At 62.5% G+C, this 21,850-nt stretch carries 21 protein-coding genes; 15 read left to right on the top strand and 6 right to left on the bottom strand.

The features are described 5' to 3' along the window. Positions 1 to 56: 56 nt before the first annotated feature. From thrS to DEVEQU_RS08550, 5 genes are all read left to right on the top strand, one after another. Positions 57 to 2,048, top strand: a complete 1,992-nt coding sequence (gene thrS, locus DEVEQU_RS08570) for a threonine--tRNA ligase (protein ID WP_126150164.1) — start codon at positions 57 to 59, stop codon at positions 2,046 to 2,048. Continuing rightward, on the top strand, positions 2,048 to 2,272 hold the full coding sequence (locus DEVEQU_RS08565; RefSeq protein ID WP_126150163.1) for a hypothetical protein: 225 nt from the start codon (positions 2,048 to 2,050) through the stop codon (positions 2,270 to 2,272). The genes thrS and DEVEQU_RS08565 overlap by 1 nt, the downstream gene beginning before the upstream one ends. Positions 2,273 to 2,400: 128 nt before the next feature. Further along, positions 2,401 to 2,832 (top strand): alternative ribosome rescue aminoacyl-tRNA hydrolase ArfB, encoded by a 432-nt coding sequence (arfB, locus tag DEVEQU_RS08560; protein WP_329601455.1) that lies wholly within the window; start codon positions 2,401 to 2,403, stop codon positions 2,830 to 2,832. Positions 2,833 to 2,903: 71 nt separating this feature from the next. Next, positions 2,904 to 4,229 (top strand): UDP-glucose dehydrogenase family protein, encoded by a 1,326-nt coding sequence (locus DEVEQU_RS08555; RefSeq protein ID WP_126150162.1) that lies wholly within the window; start codon positions 2,904 to 2,906, stop codon positions 4,227 to 4,229. Beyond that, complete coding sequence (locus DEVEQU_RS08550) at positions 4,226 to 5,251, top strand: NAD-dependent epimerase/dehydratase family protein (protein WP_126150161.1); 1,026 nt, start codon at positions 4,226 to 4,228, stop codon at positions 5,249 to 5,251. The genes DEVEQU_RS08555 and DEVEQU_RS08550 overlap by 4 nt, the downstream gene beginning before the upstream one ends. On the opposite strand, the gene DEVEQU_RS08545 is transcribed toward DEVEQU_RS08550, so the two are convergent. After that, on the bottom strand, positions 5,215 to 5,850 hold the full coding sequence (locus DEVEQU_RS08545; RefSeq protein WP_126150160.1) for a sugar transferase: 636 nt from the start codon (positions 5,848 to 5,850) through the stop codon (positions 5,215 to 5,217). The genes DEVEQU_RS08550 and DEVEQU_RS08545 overlap by 37 nt on opposite strands. Before the next feature lie 322 nt (positions 5,851 to 6,172). Here DEVEQU_RS08545 and DEVEQU_RS08540 point away from each other — a divergent pair, with 322 nt between their 5' ends. From DEVEQU_RS08540 to DEVEQU_RS08515, 6 genes are all read left to right on the top strand, one after another. Beyond that, the gene (locus DEVEQU_RS08540; RefSeq protein ID WP_164550329.1) at positions 6,173 to 7,798 is read left to right on the top strand and encodes a tyrosine-protein kinase domain-containing protein; all 1,626 of its coding nucleotides are present in this window, start codon (positions 6,173 to 6,175) and stop codon (positions 7,796 to 7,798) included. A gap of 223 nt (positions 7,799 to 8,021) precedes the next feature. Next, positions 8,022 to 9,086, top strand: a complete 1,065-nt coding sequence (gmd, locus tag DEVEQU_RS08535; protein WP_386849511.1) for a GDP-mannose 4,6-dehydratase — start codon at positions 8,022 to 8,024, stop codon at positions 9,084 to 9,086. Between the two features lie 2 nt (positions 9,087 to 9,088). After that, positions 9,089 to 10,033 (top strand): GDP-L-fucose synthase family protein, encoded by a 945-nt coding sequence (locus DEVEQU_RS08530; RefSeq protein WP_126150157.1) that lies wholly within the window; start codon positions 9,089 to 9,091, stop codon positions 10,031 to 10,033. Then, positions 10,030 to 10,818, top strand: coding sequence for a WecB/TagA/CpsF family glycosyltransferase (locus DEVEQU_RS08525; protein WP_126150156.1), 789 nt, complete (start codon positions 10,030 to 10,032; stop codon positions 10,816 to 10,818). The genes DEVEQU_RS08530 and DEVEQU_RS08525 overlap by 4 nt, the downstream gene beginning before the upstream one ends. A 161-nt stretch (positions 10,819 to 10,979) precedes the next feature. Beyond that, positions 10,980 to 12,017, top strand: coding sequence for a hypothetical protein (locus tag DEVEQU_RS08520; RefSeq protein ID WP_126150155.1), 1,038 nt, complete (start codon positions 10,980 to 10,982; stop codon positions 12,015 to 12,017). After that, positions 12,014 to 13,177, top strand: coding sequence for a glycosyltransferase (locus tag DEVEQU_RS08515; protein WP_126150154.1), 1,164 nt, complete (start codon positions 12,014 to 12,016; stop codon positions 13,175 to 13,177). Before DEVEQU_RS08520 ends, DEVEQU_RS08515 begins: the two co-directional genes overlap by 4 nt. Here the strand turns inward: DEVEQU_RS08515 and DEVEQU_RS08510 are convergent. From DEVEQU_RS08510 to DEVEQU_RS08495, 4 genes are all read right to left on the bottom strand, one after another. Beyond that, entirely contained in the window at positions 13,172 to 14,338 is a 1,167-nt protein-coding gene (locus tag DEVEQU_RS08510) for a phage head spike fiber domain-containing protein (protein ID WP_126150153.1), read from the bottom strand. The two genes, DEVEQU_RS08515 and DEVEQU_RS08510, sit on opposite strands and share 6 nt — an antisense overlap. 95 nt (positions 14,339 to 14,433) lie before the next feature. Further along, positions 14,434 to 14,697 (bottom strand): spike base protein, RCAP_Rcc01079 family, encoded by a 264-nt coding sequence (locus DEVEQU_RS08505; RefSeq protein ID WP_126150152.1) that lies wholly within the window; start codon positions 14,695 to 14,697, stop codon positions 14,434 to 14,436. A gap of 147 nt (positions 14,698 to 14,844) precedes the next feature. Further along, positions 14,845 to 16,641 (bottom strand): hypothetical protein, encoded by a 1,797-nt coding sequence (locus tag DEVEQU_RS08500; protein WP_126150151.1) that lies wholly within the window; start codon positions 16,639 to 16,641, stop codon positions 14,845 to 14,847. Between the two features lie 181 nt (positions 16,642 to 16,822). Next, positions 16,823 to 17,803: a hypothetical protein gene (locus DEVEQU_RS08495; RefSeq protein WP_126150150.1), complete on the bottom strand. Its 981-nt coding sequence runs from the start codon at positions 17,801 to 17,803 to the stop codon at positions 16,823 to 16,825. A 190-nt stretch (positions 17,804 to 17,993) separates the two neighbouring features. Between DEVEQU_RS08495 and DEVEQU_RS08490 the strand changes: the two genes are divergently transcribed. The 4 genes from DEVEQU_RS08490 to DEVEQU_RS08480 all read left to right on the top strand — a co-directional run bounded on the left by DEVEQU_RS08490 (position 17,994) and on the right by DEVEQU_RS08480 (position 20,998). Next, on the top strand, positions 17,994 to 18,590 hold the full coding sequence (locus DEVEQU_RS08490; RefSeq protein WP_126150149.1) for a nitroreductase family protein: 597 nt from the start codon (positions 17,994 to 17,996) through the stop codon (positions 18,588 to 18,590). Between the two features lie 63 nt (positions 18,591 to 18,653). Beyond that, positions 18,654 to 19,466 (top strand): transglycosylase SLT domain-containing protein, encoded by an 813-nt coding sequence (locus tag DEVEQU_RS08485; protein ID WP_126150148.1) that lies wholly within the window; start codon positions 18,654 to 18,656, stop codon positions 19,464 to 19,466. A 102-nt stretch (positions 19,467 to 19,568) separates the two neighbouring features. Continuing rightward, positions 19,569 to 19,715, top strand: coding sequence for a hypothetical protein (locus DEVEQU_RS19875; protein ID WP_164550328.1), 147 nt, complete (start codon positions 19,569 to 19,571; stop codon positions 19,713 to 19,715). Positions 19,716 to 19,792: 77 nt separating this feature from the next. Beyond that, positions 19,793 to 20,998 carry a DUF2336 domain-containing protein gene (locus DEVEQU_RS08480; RefSeq protein ID WP_126150147.1) on the top strand — a complete coding sequence of 402 codons (1,206 nt, stop codon included), beginning with the start codon at positions 19,793 to 19,795 and terminating at the stop codon, positions 20,996 to 20,998. Between the two features lie 3 nt (positions 20,999 to 21,001). On the opposite strand, the gene DEVEQU_RS08475 is transcribed toward DEVEQU_RS08480, so the two are convergent. Further along, positions 21,002 to 21,760, bottom strand: a complete 759-nt coding sequence (locus DEVEQU_RS08475; RefSeq protein WP_126150146.1) for an NAD kinase — start codon at positions 21,758 to 21,760, stop codon at positions 21,002 to 21,004. Between the last annotated feature and the right edge of the window lie 90 nt (positions 21,761 to 21,850).

Below are 21,850 nucleotides of genomic sequence, written 5' to 3'. Positions count from 1 at the left end.
TCAGGCGCCCTTGCAGCGACAGGCGCTGCACTCAACCCAATTTCTGGAGACATGAAATGTCGATCAAGGTGACGTTCCCCGATGGTGCATCTCGCGAGTTCCCGCGCGGCACCACCGGCACCACCGTGGTCGAAGGGATCTCCAAGAGCCTGGCCAAGAAGACGGTCGCCATGAAGTGGAATGGCGTGCTGTCCGATCTTGCGGACCCGCTCGAGGCCGATGGCAAGATCGAGTTCGTCACGCGCGACAGTGGCTCCAAGGACGTGCTGGAACTGATCCGGCACGATGCCGCGCACGTGCTCGCCGAGGCGGTACAGGAGCTCTGGCCGGATACGCAGGTGACGATCGGTCCGGTGATCGAGAACGGCTTCTACTACGACTTCTATCGCCAGCAGGGCCCGTTCACGGAAGACGAACTGCGCACCATCGAAAAGAAGATGAGCGAGATCATCGATCGCGGCGCAGCCTTCACCAAGGAAGTGTGGACCCGCGATCAGGCCAAGGATTTCTTCCGCGCCAAGGGCGAAGAGTTCAAGGTCGAACTGGTCGATGCGATTCCTGCTGACCAGTCGCTGAAGATGTACAAGCAGGGCCAGTGGATCGATCTTTGCCGCGGCCCGCATATGCGCAGCGTCAAAGATGTCGGCCAGGCGTTCAAGCTGACCAAGGTGGCCGGCGCCTATTGGCGTGGCGACAGCAATCGCGAGGTGCTGAGCCGCATCTATGGGACGGCTTTCGCGAGCAAGGAAGAGCTCGACGCCTACCTCGTCATGGTGGAAGAGGCCGAAAAGCGCGACCACCGCAAGATCGGCCGTGACCTCGATCTCTTCCATTTCCAGGAAGAGGCGCAGGGCTCGGTGTTCTGGCATCCGCGCGGATTTGTGATCTACAACCAGATGGAAGCCTATATCCGTCGTCGCCTGAATGGCGCCGGCTATGTCGAAGTCAAGACGCCCCAGCTGATGAACGCCAAGTTCTGGGAACAGTCCGGCCACTGGGGCAAATATCGCGAAAACATGTTCGTGGTGCCCGACGTGGTGCCCAACACCGACGAAGACGGTCCGGTGTTCGAAGAGGTTGGCGACCTCCTGGCGCTCAAGCCGATGAACTGCCCGGCGCATGTGCAGATCTTCAACCAGGGCATCAAGTCCTATCGCGACTTGCCGCTGCGCATGGCCGAATTCGGCTGCTGCCACCGCAACGAGGCCCATGGCGCGCTGCACGGCCTGATGCGCGTGCGTCAGATGACGCAGGACGACGCGCATATTTTCTGCCGCGAAGACCAGATCCAGAGCGAAACCGAGCACTTCGTGCATCTGCTCTATTCGGTCTATGGCCATCTCGGCTTCGAAAACGTCGTCATCAAGCTCGCGACGCGCCCGGAAAAGTTTGGTGGCACCATCGAGCGTTGGGATGCGGCAGAGAAGGCTCTGGGCGATGCGCTGCGCGCCACCGGCTATGACTTCGAGATCGCGGAAGGCGAGGGTGCTTTCTATGCGCCCAAACTTGAATTCCATCTCAAGGACGCCATTGGCCGGTCCTGGCAGGTCGGCACGCTGCAGCTCGATTACGTGCTGCCCGAGCGTCTCAACGCCACCTATGTGGCCGAGGATGGCTCGCGCCAGTTCGCCGTGATGCTGCACCGCGCCATCCTGGGATCGCTCGAACGTTTCATCGGCATTCTGATCGAGAACCATGCCGGCAAGATGCCGATGTGGCTGGCCCCGACCCAGGTTGTGGTGGCCACCATCGTCTCGGAAGCCGATGATTACGCCGAAAAGCTGGTGCGCCAGCTGCGTTCGGCCGGCATTCGGGCCGAGATCGACACGCGCAACGAGAAGATCAACTACAAGGTGCGCGAGCACTCGGTGCAAAAGGTGCCGCTGCTGTTCGTGGTCGGCAAGCGCGAGGCCGAGGAGGGCAATGTCTCCATCCGCCGTCTCGGCACCGAGGGCCAGCAGGTGCAACCGTTCATGGATGCGCTGGTAGCGCTGATGGCGGAGGCGACCCCGCCCGATCTCAAGGAAGCCGGGCAGAAAGCGCTCTGATGCCACAGCGTCCATCGAACCGCGAAATGAAGGCCCTCTATCATCTGGGCGAGGACAAAATCCTCGGCCCGGATGACTTCAAGGATATCGGCGAAAAGACCTTTGCCGGCATGCTGAAGAAGAAATGGGTCGAAGAGGTGGAGCCGGGGAAATTCCGCACCACCGAAAAGGGCCGCGTCATTCATGACGAGGAAGTCTATTTCACCGGGCGGTGGAAACGGTAGACTGCATTTTAACCCCCACCGAGCCTCCCCCTAAAGAAGGGGGAGGAGCAGGCCTGTGGGTGAGAATAGATCGAGCCACCCACGCGGTGGTTTCCTCCCCTTCTTCAGGGGAGGGCAGGAGGGGTATCTTGGCCGATCCGATCATGATCACCCGCTCCATTTCCATCGATCCCAGCGAGATCGAGGAGTCATTCGTGCGCGGGTCTGGGCCCGGTGGACAGAATGTCAACAAGGTCGCCAGCGCGGTGCAATTGCGCTTCGACCTTGCCAATTCCCCAAATCTTTCCGAGCCGATGAAGCGTCGCGTCGCCGCTCTTGCCGGTAGTCGTCTCACCAAGGATGGCGTCATCGTCATCACTTCCAATTCGCATCGCGACCAGCCGATGAACCGCGCCGAAGCCCAGGCACGACTGGTGGCGCTGTTGCGCGAGGGGGCCTTTCCGCCCAAGCCGCGTATCGCCACGCGTCCCACCCTCGCGTCCAAGAAGCGCCGGCTCGAGGGCAAGACCATTCGCTCCGGCGTCAAGAAAATGCGCAGCGCACCGCCCGCCGACGACTAGACTTTTTTGTGAGCCGAACGTGCGGCCCACCCGTATTGTCCCTGTGCGCCACGTGCGGAGTGAGATTCGAGATGAAAATCGCCATTGTCGGTGCCGGCTATGTCGGGCTGGTGACGGGGGCAGGCCTGGCCGATTTCGGCCATCAGGTGACCGCCATCGATGTGGATGCCGACCGCATCGCAGCGCTGCAGCAGGGTGTGGTGCCGATTTTCGAACCCGGTCTCGATGAATTGCTCAGCCGCAACATGGCCGCCGGCCGGCTGGTGTTCACCACGTCGTTTGGTGCGGCCATCGCCGAAGCCGATGTGGTTTTTCTCGCTGTTGGCACGCCCAGTCGTCGGGGCGACGGTCATGCCGATCTCAGCTATGTCTATGATGCCACGCGCAAGGTCGCCGAGCATCTGGATGGCTTCACCGTAGTGGCGACAAAGTCCACCGTGCCCGTCGGCACCGGCGACGAGGTAGAACGCATCCTCGCCGAGCATCGACCTGATGCCGATGTGCTGGTGGTCTCCAACCCCGAATTCCTCCGCGAAGGTGCGGCGATCGAAGACTTCAAGCGTCCCGACCGCATTGTTGTCGGCATCGAAGATGAGCGGGCCCGAGCGGTGATGACCGAAGTCTATCGTCCGCTTTATCTCAACCAGGCGCCGCTGTTGTTCACCAATCGCCGCACTGCCGAGCTGACCAAATATGCGGCCAATGCCTTTCTTGCCATGAAGGTCAGCTTCATCAACGAAATGGCTGAGCTTTGCGAGCGCGCCGGCGCTGATGTGCAGGAGGTGGCGCGGGGCATCGGGCTCGACAGGCGCATTGGCAGCAAATTTCTTCATGCCGGGCCCGGTTATGGCGGCTCCTGCTTCCCCAAGGACACGCTGGCTCTGGTCCGCACGGCGGCAGACCACGATGTGTCGCTGTCCCTCGTGGAGGCCACCATTGCCGCCAATGCACGTCAGCGCTTTCTGATGGTCGACAAGATCGTCGGGGCTTGCGGTGGCGATGTCAGCGGCAAGACAATCGGTCTGCTTGGCCTCACCTTCAAGCCGAACACCGACGATATTCGCGACGCCCCGGCAATCGACATTGCCACCATGCTGATGGAACGCGGCGCGCGCGTCGTTGCCTATGATCCGCAGGGCATGGCGGCGGCGGCTTTAGTGGTGCCGGGCGTGGTCATGGCCGAGCATGCCTATGCGCCCGCCGACAATGCCGATGCCTTGGTGCTCGTTACCGAATGGAACGAGTTCCGCTCCCTCGATCTTGCGCGGGTGGCTGGCGTCATGAGGCACCCGGTCTTTGTGGATCTGCGCAATGTCTACCGCCGCGAAGAGATGCAACGTGCGGGCCTGCGCTATATGAGTGTCGGTCGCCCTGATGCTGAAGAGCCGAGGCCATGACACGTATTTTAGTCACCGGCGCTGCTGGCTTCATCGGTTTTCATCTCAGCCTTCTATTGCTTGAAAGCGGCCATGATGTTGTCGGGTTCGACGGTCTGACGCCCTATTATGATCCCGCCCTCAAGCACGAGCGCCTGGCACAATTGCAGCGTTTTGGCACCTTCCGCTTTGTTGAGGGTATGCTTGAAGATGCAGCATTGTTGAGGCGGACTGTGTCCGAGGCCAGGCCGGAGATCGTGGTGCATCTCGCCGCCCAGGCCGGTGTTCGCTACAGCCTCGAGGCGCCACAGAGCTATATCCAGTCCAATGTGGTCGGCACGGCCAATCTGCTCGAGGCTCTGCGGGCGCATCCGGTGCGGCACCTGTTGTTCGCCTCCACCAGCTCGGTCTATGGCGGCAATACAAAGCTGCCCTTCGTCGAGACCGATCTGGCCGATCATCCGGTGTCCCTCTATGCCGCCACCAAGAAATCTGGCGAGGCAATGGTGCATTCCTATGCCCATCTCTTCGGCATTGCCTCGACTGCGGTGCGCTTTTTCACCGTTTACGGGCCTTATGGCCGTCCCGATATGGCCGCCATCAAATTCGCCGATGCCATGCTGTCGGGCCGGTCCATCGATGTCTATGGTTATGGCCGTATGCGCCGCGATTTCACCTATGTCGACGATCTCGTGGCGTCCATCTCTGCTCTGCTCGATGTGGTCCCGGTTCAAGGGCAGGGGGTCGCCGGGGACTCGCTTTCAGCGGTTGCCCCTTATCGCGTGGTCAATATCGGTGGCGGTGCACCTTCGGACCTGATGGACTTCATTGCGGCGCTGGAGGAGGCGCTCGGCGTCAAAGCCGAACTGAACCTGTTGCCCATGCAGCCGGGCGATGTGGTGGCCACCTTCGCCGATACCAGCCTGCTCAATACCCTCGTTCCCGGGCTTTCACATACGCCGATGCGTGAGGGTGTGCGGCGGTTTGCAGACTGGTACAAGCGCCGTCACGGCATGGCAGCAGGTAGCTCATCGACACGATAGGGACCAGACCGAACATTGGGTTGCTGGCGCCAGATGAATTCGCGGACGAGGGTGAGCGCAAGAATTTGCAGGTCCAGCGCCAGCGAAAAATTGCCGATATAGGCCAGGTCGTGCCGTACCCGTTGCGCCGCGGTATCGGGATCGTGCACCGGTCCCCGATATCCGTTGCATTGCGCCCAGCCCGTCAGTCCCGGGCGCATGTTCAGGCGTAGCGCATAGCCGGGCACGGCCGCCTCATAGAATAGGCCCGACACCAGCATGTCAGGCACATGCGGGCGCGGCCCGACCAGCGACATCTCGCCTGCGAGGATGTTTAGCAGCTGCGGCAATTCATCGATATTGTAGCGTCGGAGGATGGCGCCGAGCGGGGTCAGACGTGGGTCATCGGCGGACGACACCAGCACCAGTCCGGCGCTGTCACAGCTGTCGGCCGCCAGCGTGCGAAATTTGAGGATGCGAAACCGCGCCCCATCCTTGCCGACGCGCCATTGCCGAAACAATACCGGTCCACCATCTGCAGCCTTGATGACAATGGCTGTCGCCAGGAGCAACGGCGCCAGCAGGGCCAATCCAACGATCGAGCCTATGACGTCGATCATGCGCTTGATCGCCAGAGGCCAGGGATTGGGCAAAGCTACCGCTATGGTGTCTAGTTCGCCGACAGATAAGCCGCTGGCCAGATCAGCATTTCTCAATTTATGCGCAGTGACGTTCCTGCATGAACAATGTTCGGCCTGGAATGCATAGCAGGTCTCCTCGGGCAATTGCATTCCAGTGCCTCATTCCATGTATTTTTACGTATTGTTAACTATTTTGGACTTGGCCAGAATTGGGACATCTACCAATGCGCTACGTGCCTCTGCCTAGGTGAATTCAGCATAACAACTGTCCGCGTTTGTCCAGACAAAGGAAGAGGGTGCCGTGCAAGGCGATGGTCTGGATATCGGCGCGATCGTGGATGTGCTGCGGCGACGGGCCAGAACGGGCCTCGCTATATTCGCGGGCCTGATGATCCTCGCCGTGGTGATCATCCTGCTGCTGCCCACGCGCTATGCGGCAACGGCGCTCGTGGCGGTTGATCCGTCTCGGATCGAGCCGCTGCAACTGGAGTTCGCCGCGCCGCCGCTAGGCTCGGTCGATGCGGCCCGGGTCGAAAGTGAGGTGGAGATCATCCGTTCGGTGCCAACGCTTTTGCGCATCGTCGATCTCGCCAACCTGCTGGAAAATCCTGACGTGCTCGGGCGTCCAGTTCCCATCGTGCCAGCGGGCGAGGCGACCAGTGCAGATTGGGCCATGGCCATGGAATGGCTGGTTCCCCGTCTTCGTATCGAGCGGCGGGGGCTGACCTATATTATCGCGATAACAGCCGAAACCGCCTCGCCAGCACTCTCGGCCCAAATCGCCAACGCTGCAGCGCAGGCCTATCTCGAGGGACAGGTTGCGGCAAAGCGACAGGCCCTGACGCAGGCGCTCGATCTTCTCGGACAGCGCCGAAGCGAGCTCGGCTTGTCACCTGCAATTGGCGGCGACGTCGTGGGCATGAACCGGCTGACCCAACGCATGAGCGATCTCGAGGGGCAATTGGACCTGCAGGTTGCTGACAGTCGCATCGTCGCCAATGCGCCTATGCCGCTGCTGCCGTCCTTCCCCAATACACGGTTGCTCCTTGTCTTTGCAGCTATCTCATCGGCCGTTCTTGCCATCGCGGCGGTGCTTGCGGTGGATGCCTATGCTGGAGGCTTCCATAGCCAGGAAGAACTGGAGAGCGCGACTGGGCGCGAGGTGGTGTCGACCTTGCCCGCCACCGTGACCCGCCGCTCCGGCTGGAAAACACGGCCGGGACCACCACCCGACCTCGACAATTTTGATGGCCATTCGGCCTATGCTGAAAGCCTGCGGCATCTGCGTTTCCGCCTGGATCGCGCGCTGGCAACAGGTGCGCCGCCTGATGCGGAACGAGGGCGGGTCATTCTCATGACTTCGGCCCTGCCGCAGGAAGGCAAGTCCATCAGCGCGCTGCTGCTGGCTCGTGCCTATGGGGGCATGGGCAAGAAGGTGCTGCTTCTCGACGCCGATCTGCGCACGCCAGCGATCGGCCGGCTGATGGGTATTGCCGGGGGCACTGGCCTGCACGACTATCTGCGCGGAAAGATGCTGCCAGACCGGATCGATGCCATTCTGGCCGCCGATCCCATGACCGGAATTTCGGTTGTTTCCGGGTTTGGCGTCCACCGGCAATCGGTTGAAAATCTGTTGGCCGGCAGGCCCATGGCCCAACTGATCCAGGCCGCCGGCCGGGCCTATGACATCGTCATCATCGATACACCGCCAGTAGGGCGGCTGGTGGATGCCGCCTATCTCGCCCGCTTTTGTGACGCGGCAGTGCTGCTGGTCCGCTGGAGCCGAACCCCGCAGCGCGATGTGCTGCGGGCTCTCGATACCATGGCCCATGCCGGTCGCCCGAATTTGCCGGTATTGCTCGCCATGACCGAGTACCCCGCCGCCCAGCACTTTCCGCAGATCCGGGAAGAAAACACTTATGCCTGAATACGCGCACTGCTGTTGCTGTTGCTACCGGAGGCCGCGATCGACCTGCCGAAATTCATGCAAGACTTCTTGCCTGGTGAGAATTTGAGGTCTTGTACTGGGGGCTGGCCGTAAATCTACCCTAATGTAACACGGCCTGAACTATGCAAATTCATAGGCGTGGATTGTCGCCGATAGCGCAGCGGCAGCCTGCAGTGCCGGCGTTATTTCGGGGGCAGTGGTTGTGTCGGACAAAGTGGCGCTGATTACCGGCATTACCGGGCAGGATGGTGCATTCCTGGCGCGGCTGCTGTTGGAGAAGGGCTATGTCGTGCATGGCTTGCGCCGCCATGCCTCCATGTCCAACCTCGGCCGGATCGAGCGACTGATCGGCGACGACGCGGAGCTGTCCCAACGCCTGACCCTGCATTATGGCGACATGAGCGATGCCGCCAGTTTGACGCGCGTCGTGGCGGCCACGCGGCCGGACGAGATCTATAACCTGGCAGCGCAAAGTCATGTGCGCGTTTCCTTCGCCACGCCCGAGCTTACCGCCAATATCGATGGGCTTGGCGCTTTGCGCCTGCTCGAGGCCATCCGCGTGGCCGGCCTGGAACAGCACAGCCGCTACTATCAGGCCTCCACCTCCGAACTTTTCGGCCAAGCCCGCGACGTACCGCAGAATGAGAATACGCCATTTTATCCGCGCTCGCCCTATGCGGCGGCGAAGCTCTACGCCCATGCGATAACCATCAATTATCGCGAAGCCTATGGGCTGCATGCCAGCAATGGCATCCTTTTCAACCATGACAGTCCCCTGCGCGGCGAGAGCTTCGTGACCCGCAAGGTATCGCTTGGCGTGGCCGCCATTCACCTGGGCCTGCCGCAAAGTCTGGTGCTGGGCAATCTCGACGCGCAGCGCGATTGGGGCCATGCGCGCGAATATATGGAGGGCGCCTGGCGTATGCTGCAGCAGCCGGCGCCGGGCGACTATGTTCTCGCCACGGGCGTCGCCACCTCAGTCCGTAATTTTGTCGAACTGGCCTTCGCCGAAGTTGGCATTGCGCTCGACTGGCGGGGGCAGGGGGAGGACGAAAAGGGTTTCGATCGAGCCACCGGCAGATGTCTCGTCGCGGTCGATCCAGCTTGTTTCCGACCCACCGATGTTGAGTTGCTGCTCGGCGATGCCAGCAAGGCACGACGGGAACTGGGCTGGGCGCCCAAGGCAAGCGTGCAGGATATCGCTGCCGAAATGGTGCGCGCGGATATCGAACTGCTTAGCCGCCGCCTGGATCCGGGGCGGTGGTGAGCATGTTTGATCTCGGGGGCAAGCGCATCTGGATTGCCGGCCATACCGGAATGGTGGGGCGGGCCCTCGCGCGGCGTCTGGAGCGCGAAGACTGCCGGCTTGTTCTCGCCGATCGGCGCGCACTCGATCTGACGCGGCAGGCCGAGGTCGAGGCCTTCGTAGCGGCGCAGCGGCCGGATGCGATCATCGTTGCCGCGGCGCGCGTCGGCGGCATTCTGGCCAATGATCGTGAGCCGGTGCCGTTCCTGTTCGAAAACCTCGCCATCGCCACCAATATCTTTTCGGCCGCCCATGCCGCCAATATCGGTCGCCTGCTCTATTTGGGGTCCAGTTGCATCTATCCGCGCGATGCCGCGCAGCCCATTGCCGAGGCGGCGCTGCTGACTGGCCCGCTCGAGCCGACCAATCAATGGTATGCCGTGGCCAAGATCGCCGGGGTCAAGCTGGCCGAAGCTTATCGCCGCCAGTTCGGCCGCGACTATATTGCCGCCCTTCCCACCAATCTTTATGGCCCCTGGGACAATTTCGATCCGGTGCGTGCCCATGTGCTGCCGGCGCTGATCGCCAAGGCCGATGCGGCACGCGCGCAGCGATCGGCGAGGCTCCATGTTTGGGGCAGTGGCCGGCCGCGTCGCGAATTTCTTCATGTCGATGATTGCGCCGAAGCGCTGGTTCTGTTGCTGCGCAGCTATTCCGGCGATCTGCCGGTCAATGTCGGCAGTGGTACCGATATTGCCATTGCCGATCTGGCGCGAACCATCTGCGACACTGTCGGCTTCGACGGCGAGATCGTGTTCGATACCAGCAAGCCCGACGGCATGGCCCGCAAGCTGCTCGATGGCGCTGCAATGAGCGCTCTCAGCTGGAGACCTCGTATCGGTCTCGAGGATGGAATCCGCCAAACCTATGCGTGGTTTCAGGCGCAGCGGGCAGGGGCGGCGGCATGAGCGGGTCCGCGACGACATATGACGTCTTGGGTGTGCCGATTGCCGTCACCACCCTGCCGGACGCCACGGACAGTATCGAGGCCTGGGCACGCGAACCCATCGGCCGCTTCATCTGCGCCCGCGATGTGGCTAGTCTCATGGCCATCATCGATGATCCTGTGCTGTCGCCGCTGCATGGAGAGGCGGCGATGATCGTCCCCGACGGCATGCCGCTGGTGTTCCTGGGACGACTGCAAGGTCATGCGGTGGAGCGGACCTGTGGTCCTGATCTGCTGCCATTCGTTTGCGCGCGGGACAATGGCCTGCGCCACTATCTTTATGGCGGCGGCGAGGGCACTGCCGCGCTTCTGGCGCAGCAGTTGCGGCAGCGCAATCCGGCCATTTCAATTGTCGGGGTAGAGACCCCGCCCTTTCACCCGCCGACATCAGCCGAACAGGCCGACACCCTGCGGCGCATTCGGGATAGCGGCGCCGACATCGTCTGGGTGGGGCTGTCCTCACCCAAGCAGGATGCCTGGATGCGTGACAACTATCGCGAGATCGGGCGGCTGCTGATCGGGGTCGGGGCTGCCTTTGACTATCATGCGGGACGCAAGCGGCGGGCGCCGCGATGGATGCAGATCAACGGCCTCGAATGGGCCTATCGCCTGCTGAACGAGCCGCGCCGCCTCTGGCGCCGCTACCTGGTGCTGGCGCCGCGTTTCGTCTGGCGCGTAGGCTTGCAGGCCCTGAGATCGCGAGGGCGGCCGACATCGGCGCAGCCGCTCAGGGGCAAGGGTGAATGAACGCTCTCGCCGCCTTTCAACCCGCTCCAATGTGCCAGAGACTCTCGGCGCGACCCGTCCTCATGTTCCCGGTTCTAGGCGCTGTCTATGGGCTGGTGCTGCTCTACTGCGCGGCATGGCCGGTGACGCGCGGCTGGGGCGGGGGCGCGCTGGCCGTGGTCTTGGCGCTATGCCTGCCCTTCGTCAACCGCGCCCTTCTGCGCCAACTCTGGCCTTTCGTGGCCATGGCGGCGCTTTATCTTGTCTATGCGGTGCTTTCTACCCTTGGACTGTTCGAAACCGGTTGGACGCGGCTCTTCGATCCGGGCGCCATTCCGCAGCAGGTGGTGAGCTATCCGGCGCTGCTGGTCCTCGTGTGTTTGTTTAATCGGGTCAGCTACAGCAGCGGCCTTATGGCGGGCGATAACGCGGTGCTGACGGCGCTTGGGCTGAAACTGGTCATGGCGGCGGTGTCGGCCTGGAGCGGTGAGGCGGGATTTCTCGCCGCGCTTTTCAATGTCGAGAACCTCACCAATCAACACGCCATGCCGCTGCTGCTGTTCTTTTACTGGTCGATGGTGGCGCGGCCGAGCGTGGGATGGACAGTGTTGGGCGGCGTCTATGTCATCGCCTGTGCCGGCACCACATCGGCAGCACTGCTGGGCGTCTTCGCCATCCTCTTTGGTGTCCTTGCCTGCCGCGGCCGAACTGCGACGCTCATTGTGGCGTTGCTGGCAATCTTTTCAGTTCTGGCGCCGCTATTTCCGCTGCAATTGCTGTCGCTGGACGCCAATTCCGGGGTCCGGGCATTTTTCTGGCGCGACGGTTTGGAACTGGCCGCGCAATCACATTTTATCGGTATTGGTTTGGGGACTGAGTTGGTGCGCAATTATTATCCGTCGCTGCCGTTCGACTGGCGCCTGGTGGATGACGGCAGTGGGCATTTGATCTTTATCGGCCTGCATAGCTCGTTCTATCAGGCGCTGGTGCGGGTCGGCATGGCTGGCTTGTTGCTGCTCGGCCTGGGCTGCTGGCGGCTTTGCGCTTTGGCAAGGCAGAACGCCAGACCGGCGCTCGCCTGGATGGCCTTGTGCACATTGCTGACCTCTCTCACCGTCAATCCCAGCCTCGACAGCGCCAACTTCATGTTCGCCAACGCCCTCATGATCGCCTGGCTGCTGGGGCCGGTGCGGGCGAATGCAAAGGCGCAGCGCGCATGAGAGTTCTTGTCCTGCACAACAGCTACCGCAACCAAGGTGGCGAAGACCTTGCCGTCGCCGGCGAAGTCGACATCATGCGCAAGGCCGGCATGGATGTGCGGCTGGAGACTGTGTCGAACCGGGGCATTTCCTCTCCCGTCGAGCAGGCGCGCCTGTTTTTAACCGTTGCCAACGATCCCAAGCGCAAGATTTGGGTACAGGGGCTCTGCGACGACTATCGCCCCGATATCGTTCATATCCACAATTTCTTTCCGCTGCTCACCACCGCAGTGCACGAAGGGGCGGCAGAACGGCAGCTGCCGGTGGTGCAAACCCTGCATAACTATCGGCTGCTGTGCGCCAATGCCCTGTTCCTGCGCAATGGTGCGGTGTGCGAAACCTGCATAAACGGTAACAAGGCGGTTGCGTTTCTGAGCCGGTGCTATCGCGGTTCCTTTGCCGCGACATTGGCCGCCATGCGCCTGCGCCAGCATGCGGCGCGCAATGACATCTGGGCCCGGCATGTGCATCGGTTTATTGCGCTCACCGAGTTCGCCCGCGGCAAGTTCATCGAAGGCGGGCTCGATGGCGACAGGATCGTGGTGAAGCCGCACTTTGTCGAAGATGTCGGCGTCATGGAGCATAGCCGGGCAGGGGCGTTGTTCGTCGGCCGGCTATCGCCTGAGAAAGGCGCCGGCACCTTGATCCAGGCCTGGCGCTCCTTGCCGCATATCCCTCTCACCATTGTCGGCGACGGCCCCGAGCGGTCGCGTCTCATGGCGAGTGCGCCGCGCAATGTGGTGTTTACCGGTCACCTTCGGCAGGACGCGGTTACGCCGCTGATGCGCCGCGCCGCCGTGCTGGTCGTGCCTTCGATTGCCTATGAAACCTTTGGCATGACCATTGCCGAAGCATTTTCGGCGGGGCTGCCGGTTATTGCATCAGATATCGGGGCTCCGGCCGAACTGGTTGGCCGAAGCGGAGGCGGCGTCTTGTTCAAGGCCGGCGACGCCGCCGATCTCGTGCGGGTGGTCACCGACGTGCTGGGCAATTCCGATACATTGGGAGCGCTTAGCGCAGGCGCGCGGCGCGACTATCTCCGCCGCTACACGCCCGAGCGCAATCTCGAACATCTGCTGTCGATCTATCGCGACGCCGCCCAGCGAGCCAAGGCTTCATAGTCTGCCCCCCAGGTCGCCCAATGCGGCCGCGAAGGCGGTATCGTCGAGATGGCTTGGATAGGCGGCAAGCGCCTCAAGCCACAGAGCCGTCGGCTCAGCGCCATCCAAACCAGCGCCGATGGCCAATGCCTCAAGGCTTGTCGGCGCGGTTGCGGCGATCGTCTCGGCAGCTGCATTTCCGCACTGCACGCGCACCGAGCCACCACCCCAGGCTATGCCAATTTTGTGCGTTTCGCCCACAGGGAGTGGATCAAAACTGCGTTCAAATTGCAGAACACCGTCCGATATAACGGCAACCACGATGTTACCATTCGTGTCGCGGATGATGCTGATACAATCCTCGGCAGAGTTGGCGCCTTCGAGGGACAAGAGCCTTTCGTTCTGTCCGGTTGCCTGGGCGTCCAAGGCAAAACGCAGGAACAGTGATCCAGACGCCGCGCTGATCCCCAGATCGACCGGGCTCAGTGCCAGCCGGTCGGCGGCGCGGGTGGCCGGGCTGCCGGTGGTCGGTATGAACGAGCCGGGACGCGCCTCCCGCAGCATGGGCAGGGCGATGTCGATGGCATGATCGGCGCTCAGTACCGCGGTCTTGATCAGGTTGACCTCGCGGGCCCCGGTCGACCCCGCCTGGCGGGCCACGTCGAAACGTTGCCAGTCAGGGGTGAGTGCAGCGCCTTCGACGATCCTGGCGATGCCTTCGGAGTCCAGCGGCGTATACCAGTAGAGGTCGAAGGCCACTTTGCCGGGCGGCAGGCGCGCATAAAGTGAAAGCCAATAGTCGGTGCCGCTGCTGTGGGGCAGCCCCCCGGCGGTTCGGAAGCCGGCATAGCTTTCCTCGCCGCCACCATTATAGCGAAGCGGTTGGGTTTCCACATTGCAGACCAGCTCCGGCGCCAGGATCTCGGCAAACTCCGAGCTCGGGCCGACGACGCTCCAGCCCGTGGGGAAGGCGCCGCTGCCGCGCGCTGGCGTCACGCCTGAAAAGATGTTGCGCGGCAGCAGTTCGGTGGCCTGCGGTTCGAGACTGGCGCCCCTGTTGGTGCGCGCCAGCTGGTCTTCGGCAAAGCTGTGATAATTGCCCGAGGCATCGGCGGCGAGCTTGGTCGAGCCCCGCGAGAACTCAAGAATTGAGTCAAGCGGGCTCTCCAAGCCATTGAACATGGAGCGATTTGCGATGAATTCGATCGCGGAGCTGGCACCCTGCGGCCACCATTGCCGAGGGTGCCAATTGAGAGGCGTGAGTTTCAGCCCCAGCATCAGACCAGACCCACGATGTCAGCGGCCGTGGTGCCGGTGGCCTTCACGGCCACGACGCGCAGCGGCAAAATGCTGCCGGCGCTGACATTGGCGAAGGCCAGGCTTGCCCCGGACACGGTAACGACGGCTAGCGTGCCGCCCGCGCCGACATAGAGCGCGCGCGTCGCTTCGCTCAGCTCGGTGCTGTCATGGGGCGAAATGGCAAAGCCATGCTGGGCGGGGCCATCAATGGTGGCGGCATGGCTGGCGAAACGGTCGGTCATGGTCCTCGGACTCCTCAAAGATTGATGAGCCCAGTGTAGAAGCGCCGCGATGCCCGGGGATAAGCGGCATAGTTTGCGCCAGCGCCAATGAAGAAGGGGCCCTTTGTGACAAGGGCCCCGTTTCGCTTTCGAATATTTTTCGGCGGCTTACTTTGCCGTGGCGGAAATGTTCACCTTGCCCAGCAGCGTGGTGAGGTCTTCCTCGGCGGCCATGAAGTCTTCGAGGCCCAGACCGGGCGCCGACTTGGCATCGATGGTGATGTTCAGCGACTTGGCGGTGCCGCTGACGAAGCTGTTCACCGCGGCGCCCAGCTTGGCGGCGTCGGCGGCCCCGGCCATGAAGCCGATAATGGTGCCTTCAGCCAGACCAGCAAAGATCGGGCGCAACGCTGCGGGGTCACCCCCCTGTTCGGCCGCAGCCGCAGCGAGGACAATGTCCGACAGACCGGCATCCGTCACGTCGAGATTGAGCGACTGGATCGCCACGCCCATTGCCGCCATCAGCGCCGTGTCGGTGTCGAGCGCGAACAGGTCCGCAGTGGCATTGGCAATAGTACCGGCCAGCTTGACTGTGGCGAGATTGGCGCCGGTGACCGAGGCTTCCTCAAGCACGATAGTGCTGTTGGCCTCGTCCCAATTTGCCGCCAGGCGGAACCCGGCGTCGATATCGGTGACGCCAAGGGCGATGAGCTGCTGCATCTGTTCGTCGCCGCCATTCTCGGGCAGGGCGACCTGGATGTTGGCCGCCGAGGTGTCGAGCAGGGTCGGGATACCGTTGACATAGCTGCCCAGCGTCAGGTCGAAATTGCCGATATCGGCTTTCACCCGCGCCTCTTCATTGTCAGGGTCCGGCACGTCCACGCTCATGCCGCTGAGAGAAAAACCTTCCATCGCCGGGATGAGGCCACGCGCATTGGCCTCCAGCCAGGCCTCGTCGACCAGTTCGGGCGCGCCTTCAAGCACGGCAATGGTGCCGCTGAGGTCCATCGGCTTGAAGGTGAAATTGTCGAGCGATATCGCGCCGTCGTCTTCCACGGCGATATTGAGGCCTTCAAGGACGATGGAGGGGTAGGTGCCGGGCGACATGCCGCCAAGCGTCATGCTGGCAATGGCGAAATTCATCGGACGACCCTGTTCGTCCGTAATGTCACAGCTGAAACCGTCGAAGGTGACTTCCGAAGTCTCGAACGCGGTGAGGATGTCGGCATACATGCGCATCACCTGGCCGATCAGCGCCGGATCCATAGTGTCCGGATCATCTTCCAGCTCCTGCGCCAGCGCGATCATCTCGCCGAACGGCATTTTCAGCGGCCGCGCCTTGAATTCGGCACCATAGGTCCCGCCAATGGTGCAGGAACCGTCAGTCATGTCGATGCTGCCGCCTTCGGCGGTAAAATCGGTATAGATGGTCTCGAGTGCGGTCTGCCCGCCACGGTCGACCAGGCCATAAATGCCCAGGACGCCGCCGATATCGAAATTGGCGGCCGACATCGCGCCAAAATCCACCGTACCCTCGCCGGTTTCCATGCCGATGGAGCCCAGGCTGACGCTGTCGGCAACGCCATCGGTGACGTTCTCAAGCACCAGGTTGCTGAAGGTGATGGTGGTTTCCTTGACCTCGTCGGCGCGGGTGGATTTTACCGTCACTGCAATTTCGGGCACGGTGATGCTGGTAGCGTCCAGACCGGCCAAGGCGTCGGCATTTTCCACGAAGGCGCCGGATAGGATGTCGGTGAGCGTCGCGTCATCAATGCTGGAGTCGACGCCCGTCACCGTCGGAATGGAGACGACATAGTCAATCGACATTTCTGCCGCTGGTGGTGGCGCGACGTCCTTGTTCTTCTGCTTTTGGGCAAAGGCGGCGCCGGCCGGAAGCGCAACGCTGAGCAGACAGGCGGCGGCGAAGGTGGCGAGGCTGCGCCGACCCTTTGAACTGTTGAGCATGCTTTTCTCCCATTGTCCGGCCAAACCTAGGAAACTGGCCACTGCTGTTCAAGCAACAGAAATACCCAGACGCCACGCGTTGTGCAAATGCCAAGGTTTCCCCGGCGAGGTGAGGCGCAGGCTTGCCCAGTCCAAGCGACAAAGATGACAGGAGAGTGGCAATTCAATCGGGGAGGCGCGCTCAGAACTTGTTGTTCAGGATTTCAATTTCGCGCTGGCCACCCGGCTGCACCTGGAAGTCACGATTGTAGACCTGGTCGCCCAGCTTGGCGAGCACCGTGTAATCGCCTTCAGCCAGAACGGTCCAGGGGAAGGCGCCGCGGTCGGTGAACAAGGTCGCCCCGTCGGTCGACTTCACCGTCCATTCCACGTCGGCAATGGCCTCGCCGCCTTCTTCGGACACCAGCTTGAATGAGACTTCGCTGCCATGATGGTAGAGCGTCGCGTCGGTCAACTGGCCGGGCTCGACCCGCAGGTCTGCCTTGACCACGGCATTGATATCACCGAAGCGCGAGACGATGTGGTAGGTGCCGGCATTGAGGGTGATGATCTCGTTGGGCTGCAGGTTTTCAGCCAGCATGACGCGGCTATTCTCCGGCCCAGCCGTGTAGATGTCGAAATGCAGCAGGTTCGGCGCGATTGGGATATCGCCGGTCACAGCCGAATTGAGGCGCAGCGCGCCCGCTTCCATGACGATGTCCTTGCTGTTCTGTCCGGCGGCCACCGAGAGCGGTTCGCTGGTCTGGGCACGGCCATAGGCGAGGTGGATGACATATTCACCGGGGGGGAGTTCCAGCTGCGCCGTGCCGCCCTCCACCTTGGCCACCAGCGCCATCTCGCCATTGGCATCAGGAACGCTATCAAAGATGCGCCAGATCAACCCCTCGGGGATGGTGGTGCCGTCCTGCGTAATCCGGGCGGTGAGGGTGACCGGTTGCGGGGCGCCGGCAAGCGTGTCGATGGCTTCGGTCGCCGGTGTCTGCTGCCGCGGCGGCGGGGCTGGAACCGGCGCCACGGCGCCTGATGCATCGCGATCCGGACGCGGGCGGGGCAGGGGTGGGATTTCGGCATTTTCCTGCGCCCAGGCGGCCATATGCGCCGTGCCTGTAATGCCGACGGCGGCGAGGCAAACAACCGACAACAAAAGGCGTAGAATACGCATGAACTCTCCGACGTCGTCCGATAGGCCAGCTGGCTGGCCGATTCCGCGGTGATTAAGCCGCAATCACGGAAAAGCTGTGTCACAACCCCAGCGGTTTTAAAACCGTCGCGATGCCCGAACGCTCAATTTTGCGGGAGGGCTGGTCGCGCTGCGCTGCCCCGGCTATGTGTCGGCCAACAAGGAGCCAGCCATGCCCGCCAATTCTGCTTTGCGCGATTATCTGTTGACCCGCCGCTCGGTCGGCCAGGCCTTCCTGCAGGAGCCGGGACCTTCGGCAGGGGAACTCCAGACGCTTCTGACCATTGCCACCCGCGTGCCTGATCACGGCAAGCTGGCGCCCTGGCGGCTGGTGGTTTTCGCAGGACAGGCGCGTATCGATGCCGGCAATGCCCTAGCCGAAATCGCGGCGCGGCGGCGTCCCGATATCGATGAAGCGAGCCTTGATATCGAACGCCGCCAGTTCTTGCCCGCCCCCCTGGTCATCGGCGTCCTCTCCACCCCCAAGCCGCACCCGAAAGTGCCCGAATTCGAACAATTGCTGTCTGCCGGCAATGTCGCCTTCAATCTCGAACATGCCGCCTACGCCCTCGGCTTTGCCGCGTCCTGGATCACTCGCTGGTTCAGCTTCGACGAAGACGCCGCCGCCATGCTGGGCGCTGGCCCTGGGGAGCGTTTTGTCGGTTTCGTGCATATCGGCACCCCGACCGTCGCTCCCGAGGATCGTCCGCGTCCTGACCTCGCCGATATCGTCACCTATTGGACGGCCCCGCATCCTGCACATGGTTAATCACGTATTAACGGGCTTGCGTGATAGGATCGCTGCGGTTGATTCCCACACGAAAGCCCGTCGATGGGTGTGCAGTCGATTTCCATCCCGCAGAACCTTGCGCAGGCCCTGACCACGGCCGGCAATCGCAGCGGCGTGGATTTCAGCTACCTGCTGCAGACCGCAATGCGCGAGAGCAGTCTCAATCCGGCGGCCAAGGCCAGCACATCGAGCGCGGTCGGCCTGTTCCAGTTTCTCGAAAGCACCTGGCTGCAGGTGATGAAGCAGGAAGGCCCGCGTCTCGGCTATCAAACCTATGCGGACAAGATCGAGATCACCAGCGACGGCAATTACACCGTGCGTGATCCGGCGACGCGTGACGCTATTCTCAAGCTGCGGGAAAACCCCGAGATAGCAGCCGACCTCGCCGCCGCCTTCACCCGTTCCAATGGCGACTATCTGCGCGGTGCCTTCGGGCGCATGCCCAGTGCCGGCGAGCTCTACATTGCCCATTTCCTGGGCGCGCAGGGCGCCGAAAAGCTGTTCCGCGCCGGCCTGCAAAATGCCGACCAGCTCGCAGCCGACCTTTTCCCCCGCCAGGCCTCCTCCAACGTCGCCATCTTCTTCGACAATGGCAAACCGCGCACCATTCGCGAGGTTTACCGGGTGCTGGTGGCCAAGCACGAGACCGGCACCAATGCGGCCTTTTCCACCCAGCAGATGGCGGGGCAGGGTGGATCGCGCGGGGTAGATCAGGCGCCGCCGCTGCCCTCCCGTTTCTCGCGCGAAAATATGTCGTTCACGGGCCTGTTCAAGAACGAAGTCGAATTGCCCAGCGAAGCCGAGAGTGCCACTGGAGCGGGCGCCGCTTTCTTCACCCAGCTCTACGGCCAATAGGTCGCATTTGGCTCGCCATCAAAGTGGGTGGCACCGGGCAATCCTAACGCAACGTTAGCCATTTCCGGGTGAAGTCAGGGTCTCGCCGGAGACCGACCACACATGCAAGACAGACCGCTCGAATGGGAACTCGCCATTGCAGCCATTCCGCGCGGCTGGGTCATCTCGGCGCTGGCGCTCTGTTCCTGGCTCGTCACCATCGCCGCCGCGCAAACGCTGGCCGGGCTCTGGACATTCGTCACCGGCTGACCCACGCCATGTTTATGGTGAACCGTTCCTTAAACTCTGCATTCTAAGGTGCTCTTCGCGAGTGCGCGGAGAGTGTAATGATTGGGTATCAGGCGTTTGCGGATCTCTCACAGTCGAGTGACAGTGACGAGCGTGGGCATGCCGCTCATCTGGCCGCGCTGGCCTATCTAAAGCACGATGGTCCGGCCGACGAGCATGCTGCGCTTTACGCCGCGCTGATTTCCTTTCTCGACGATCCTTCGGTCAAAGTGCGCGCCTCGCTGGCCTATGGCCTGCTGCATTCGCTCGATGCGCCGCGCCCGATCATCCTGGCGCTGTTGCGCGACAGCCCGATCATTTCCCGCGCCGTGCTGCAATATTCGCCCATTCTGGTCGATGCCGACCTGATGTCGGTGGTGCGCAATGGGGATATCGCGGCGCTCGTTTCGATTGCCCAGCGCACCACGATCAGCCCGCGCCTTGGCGCGGCGCTCATTGCCCGCAATGATGACAGCCTGACCCTGCGCGTGCTGCGCCGCAAGGATGTGCTGCTTGTCGCCGACGTGCTGCAGGGGTTGGCCGCTACTCGTGGCGAAGACGCGTCGATGCGCGGCGCCCTGTTGGCTCGCAAGGACCTGCCCGCGCCAGCGCGGCTGCTGCTGTTGCAGCGGGCCACCGAAAGCCTGCGCCAATGCCGCATGGTCAAGGGTGCTCTCGCCCCAGACCGGCTGGAGCGTCTGCTGCGCGATGGCAATGACACCGCCGTCTCGGCCATTGGCGAGCGCGCTAGCGTCGCTGCCGACCCCAATTTCGTCGAGCAGCTGGTGGGCGCCAACCAGCTCAACACGCGCCTCCTGCTCCATGCCGTGGTCACCGGCCATGTGATGTTCTTTGCTGCCTGTCTGGCCAATCTGGCGCAGGTCTCGCGGGACAAGGTCTTTTCGCTGCTGGAATCCGGCAGCCGCCCGGCCCTTATGGCGCTATTCGCCCGTTGCGGTCTCGACAGCGGCATCGGCCGCCTGCTCGTCCGGCTGGTATTGCATGCCCGTGCGGCCGACCTCGCCGATGACGTCGCCGCCCGTCACTACGTCGTCACGGCGCTGACCGAGGAAATGCTTGCCGACTATGACGGCGATATTCCCCCCGAGCTGGAAGAGGCCTTTGCCTATCTGGGCGAGCAGAACATCGCCCTGGCGCGCAAGGCGGCGCGTGGCGTCATGGCCGCCTTTGCGGGCAGCAGCAGCGCCTTGATGTCCCTGCCGTCCGCTCAAGTGCAACCGGCTCTGGCGCTGCCCGCAGCATAAAATCTAGAAGCGGAACTGTTCGCTCAGCACGCGTTCTTCCAGACTTGTGCCAGGATCGAACAGCAGGGTGACGCCGTGGGTGCGGTCCTCGCGTACCGTCACTTCCCGCACATTCTGGAATTCCACATTGTCCGCCACCGCGCTGACTGGCCGCTTTTCGGCCTCGCGGGTGATGAAGGTCACTTCAGCGCGGTTCGACAGGATGGCCCCGCGCCAGCGGCGCGGCCGGAATGGTGAAATCGGCGTCAGCGCCAGCAGCGGCGCCTCGATCGGCAGGATCGGGCCGTGGGCAGAAAGATTGTAGGCGGTCGACCCAGCCGGCGTCGCCAGCAGCGCGCCGTCGCAGATCAACTCGTCCAGCCGCACTTCTCCATCCACCAGGATCTGCAGCTTGGCAGCCTGGTAGGTCGAGCGGAACAGCGACACCTCGTTGATGGCCAGCGCCGAGCGGCTCGTCCCCGAGGCATCGAGTACGTTCATGGACAGCGGATAGATCTGGGTCTGCTGCACGACCTTGAGCCGCTCGTCGAGATCGTCTTCGCTGAAATTGTTCATCATGAAGCCGACCGAGCCGAAGTTCATACCGTAGACCGGCTTGCCCGAGCCCATGACCTGATGCAGCGTCTGCAGCATCAGCCCATCGCCGCCCAGCGCCACCACCACATCGGCGTCTTCCAGCGACACCATGCCATAGCGATCACGCAGCCGCATCGCCGCAGCATTGGCGGCCGGAGTCTCGTTGGTCACGATACAGAACGTCATGGGCGGCTGGCTCGGCACAAAATTTCGACCGCGCTGACTAACACGCACACCGCCAACCCACCAGTGCGCATGGGTGAGGCTCCCGAGTCA

This window comes from Devosia equisanguinis (genome assembly GCF_900631955.1).
Lineage (GTDB): Bacteria > Pseudomonadota > Alphaproteobacteria > Rhizobiales > Devosiaceae > Devosia > Devosia equisanguinis.
This window is presented reverse-complemented; position numbering and strand designations above follow the sequence as displayed.

Coding starts and splice junctions, on each gene's coding strand:
- thrS (WP_126150164.1), top strand. CDS start 57: ATGTCGATCAAGGTGACGTTCCCCGATGGTGCATCTCGCGAGTTCCCG.
- DEVEQU_RS08565 (WP_126150163.1), top strand. CDS start 2,048: ATGCCACAGCGTCCATCGAACCGCGAAATGAAGGCCCTCTATCATCTG.
- DEVEQU_RS08555 (WP_126150162.1), top strand. CDS start 2,904: ATGAAAATCGCCATTGTCGGTGCCGGCTATGTCGGGCTGGTGACGGGG.
- DEVEQU_RS08550 (WP_126150161.1), top strand. CDS start 4,226: ATGACACGTATTTTAGTCACCGGCGCTGCTGGCTTCATCGGTTTTCAT.
- DEVEQU_RS08545 (WP_126150160.1), bottom strand. CDS start 5,850: ATGATCGACGTCATAGGCTCGATCGTTGGATTGGCCCTGCTGGCGCCG.
- DEVEQU_RS08530 (WP_126150157.1), top strand. CDS start 9,089: ATGTTTGATCTCGGGGGCAAGCGCATCTGGATTGCCGGCCATACCGGA.
- DEVEQU_RS08525 (WP_126150156.1), top strand. CDS start 10,030: ATGAGCGGGTCCGCGACGACATATGACGTCTTGGGTGTGCCGATTGCC.
- DEVEQU_RS08515 (WP_126150154.1), top strand. CDS start 12,014: ATGAGAGTTCTTGTCCTGCACAACAGCTACCGCAACCAAGGTGGCGAA.
- DEVEQU_RS08510 (WP_126150153.1), bottom strand. CDS start 14,338: ATGTTCAATGGCTTGGAGAGCCCGCTTGACTCAATTCTTGAGTTCTCG.
- DEVEQU_RS08505 (WP_126150152.1), bottom strand. CDS start 14,697: ATGACCGACCGTTTCGCCAGCCATGCCGCCACCATTGATGGCCCCGCC.
- DEVEQU_RS08500 (WP_126150151.1), bottom strand. CDS start 16,641: ATGCTCAACAGTTCAAAGGGTCGGCGCAGCCTCGCCACCTTCGCCGCC.
- DEVEQU_RS08495 (WP_126150150.1), bottom strand. CDS start 17,803: ATGCGTATTCTACGCCTTTTGTTGTCGGTTGTTTGCCTCGCCGCCGTC.
- DEVEQU_RS08490 (WP_126150149.1), top strand. CDS start 17,994: ATGCCCGCCAATTCTGCTTTGCGCGATTATCTGTTGACCCGCCGCTCG.
- DEVEQU_RS08485 (WP_126150148.1), top strand. CDS start 18,654: ATGGGTGTGCAGTCGATTTCCATCCCGCAGAACCTTGCGCAGGCCCTG.
- DEVEQU_RS19875 (WP_164550328.1), top strand. CDS start 19,569: ATGCAAGACAGACCGCTCGAATGGGAACTCGCCATTGCAGCCATTCCG.
- DEVEQU_RS08480 (WP_126150147.1), top strand. CDS start 19,793: ATGATTGGGTATCAGGCGTTTGCGGATCTCTCACAGTCGAGTGACAGT.
- DEVEQU_RS08475 (WP_126150146.1), bottom strand. CDS start 21,760: ATGACGTTCTGTATCGTGACCAACGAGACTCCGGCCGCCAATGCTGCG.